The sequence below is a fragment of the Terrabacter terrae genome (assembly GCF_039529575.1).
In the GTDB taxonomy this organism is placed as follows: domain Bacteria; phylum Actinomycetota; class Actinomycetes; order Actinomycetales; family Dermatophilaceae; genus Terrabacter; species Terrabacter terrae.
On record NZ_BAAANB010000115.1, the window covers coordinates 1 to 1,660 of the forward strand.

The following is a 1,660-nucleotide window of genomic DNA, read 5'->3' on the forward strand; positions in this document are numbered from 1 at the left end:
CCGTCTGCTCGGAACGGGCCTGCTCGCAGGCGGATTCTCGCTCGCCGCCGGTGAGGCTCTCCGACGCCGCCGCGAGAACGCCACGCGCTGACAGCTCACGCGCTGACAGCCCACGGCTGACAGCAGCTGGGCCCCTGGCCACCCGCACCTGCGGGTGGCCAGGGTGCCCGCTACCCGGAATCAGCAGGGAGGCAGGCTGATGAATCGACGCTGGATCGTCGCGCTGCTGGCGGTGGCGCTCGTCGCCGCCGGCCTCTGGTACCTGGTGCCACACCCGGGGGGCGACCCCGCCGTGGCAGCCCCCACGGTCTCGCCGTGGCCCGACCCGGCTCTGGGCGCCGCGCAGCCCACCGGCTCAGACGACCCGTCCGTCGCCCGGAAGCCCACGGGCACAGGCACATTCGCTGCTCCGCGGCCCAGGACCTCTGCCGCCCCGACGAGGCCCACCACGCCACCAGCGCGGACGTCGTGCCGGGTGGGCGAGCCGCAGCGCCTGCGCATCCCGGCGCTCGGAGTGGACGCAGCCTTCGAACGCATCGGCCTGGACCGGTCCGGGCGCCGCGACGGCAACGGCCAGGCCCCGCTCGGCACGCCGATCGACCGCACCATGGCCGGCTGGTACGCCGCGGGTCCACGCCCGGGCTCCGGCACCGGGACGGTCCTCATCGACGGCCACACCTACCGCAACGGCTCGGCCATCTTCAAGGAGGACTTCGCCCGGCGGATCGCCACCGGCCAGCTCATCCAGCTGCGCCAGGACAACGGCTCCGTCTGCTCGTACCGCGTCACGAACGTCTGGCGCGAGATCAGCTCGGCGAACGCGTACCCGAGGCTCATCGCCTCCCAGCACCTCTACGACTTCACCGGCCCCGAGCGGCTGCTCCTTGCGACGTGCGGTGGCACCTGGGACCCGGCCATCGGCAACTACGACGACATCAACGTCGTCCTCGCGGTCCCCGTCACCCGCCGGTGACGACCTCGTCGATGGGCTGGGTCCCGTCGTTGAAGGCGATGACCCGCCGAACGGCGGCGTCCGGGTGCTCCACGACGGAGCGGATCACGTGGGCGACGTTGTCGCGCGACACGTGGCCGGCCGCGACGCCCTCGCCGGTCTCGATGTGCCCCGTGGCTCCCTCGGTGGTCAGGCCGCTCGGCCGCAGGATCGTCCACGCGAGGTCGGTGCCCTGCAGGTGCTCGTCGGCCGCGGACTTCGCGTCGGCGTACGCGTAGAAGGAGCTGTCCTCGGGGGTGCCGTGGTCGGGCCCGGCGCCGAAGTACGACACCATGACGTATTGCCCGACGCCCGCCTTCGCGGCCGCGTCCATCGAGCGGATGGCGGCGTCGCGGTCGACGGCATACGTGCGCTGGGGGCTGCCGCCGCCGGCACCCGCGGACCACACGACGACGTCGCTGCCGCGCACCAGGTCGGCGATCTGCTCGGCCGAGGAGCTCTCGACGTCGAGTACCGCTGCGGTGGCTCCCGTCTGCTCGACGTCGGCGACGTGGTCGGGATTGCGCACGACGGAGGTGACCTCGTGGCCGTCGGCGACGAGGAGCGGGGCTGCGAGCAGGGCGACCTTGCCGTGACCGCCGATGATGGTGACGCGAGACATGACTCTCCTGAAGGCTCGGGAACAGCTGTCCCAGGTCCAACGTCGCC

2 protein-coding genes are annotated in these 1,660 nt (G+C 72.8%); one reads left to right on the forward strand and one right to left on the reverse strand.

Annotation, left to right across the window (positions count from 1 at the left end; genetic code table 11):
• The first annotated feature begins 199 nt into the window (after positions 1–199).
• Positions 200–973 (forward strand): class F sortase, encoded by a 774-nt coding sequence (locus tag ABD194_RS19675; protein ID WP_343994655.1) that lies wholly within the window; start codon positions 200–202, stop codon positions 971–973.
• Here ABD194_RS19675 and ABD194_RS19680 read toward each other — a convergent pair.
• Positions 960–1,613, reverse strand: coding sequence for an NAD(P)-dependent oxidoreductase (locus ABD194_RS19680; RefSeq protein WP_343994657.1), 654 nt, complete (start codon positions 1,611–1,613; stop codon positions 960–962). The two genes, ABD194_RS19675 and ABD194_RS19680, sit on opposite strands and share 14 nt — an antisense overlap.
• Positions 1,614–1,660 lie beyond the last annotated feature (47 nt).

What these genes read in the sequence shown, in the direction of transcription:
- ABD194_RS19675 (WP_343994655.1), top strand. Translation starts at nt 200, where the DNA reads ATGAATCGACGCTGGATCGTCGCGCTGCTGGCGGTGGCGCTCGTCGCC.
- ABD194_RS19680 (WP_343994657.1), bottom strand. Translation starts at nt 1,613, where the DNA reads ATGTCTCGCGTCACCATCATCGGCGGTCACGGCAAGGTCGCCCTGCTC.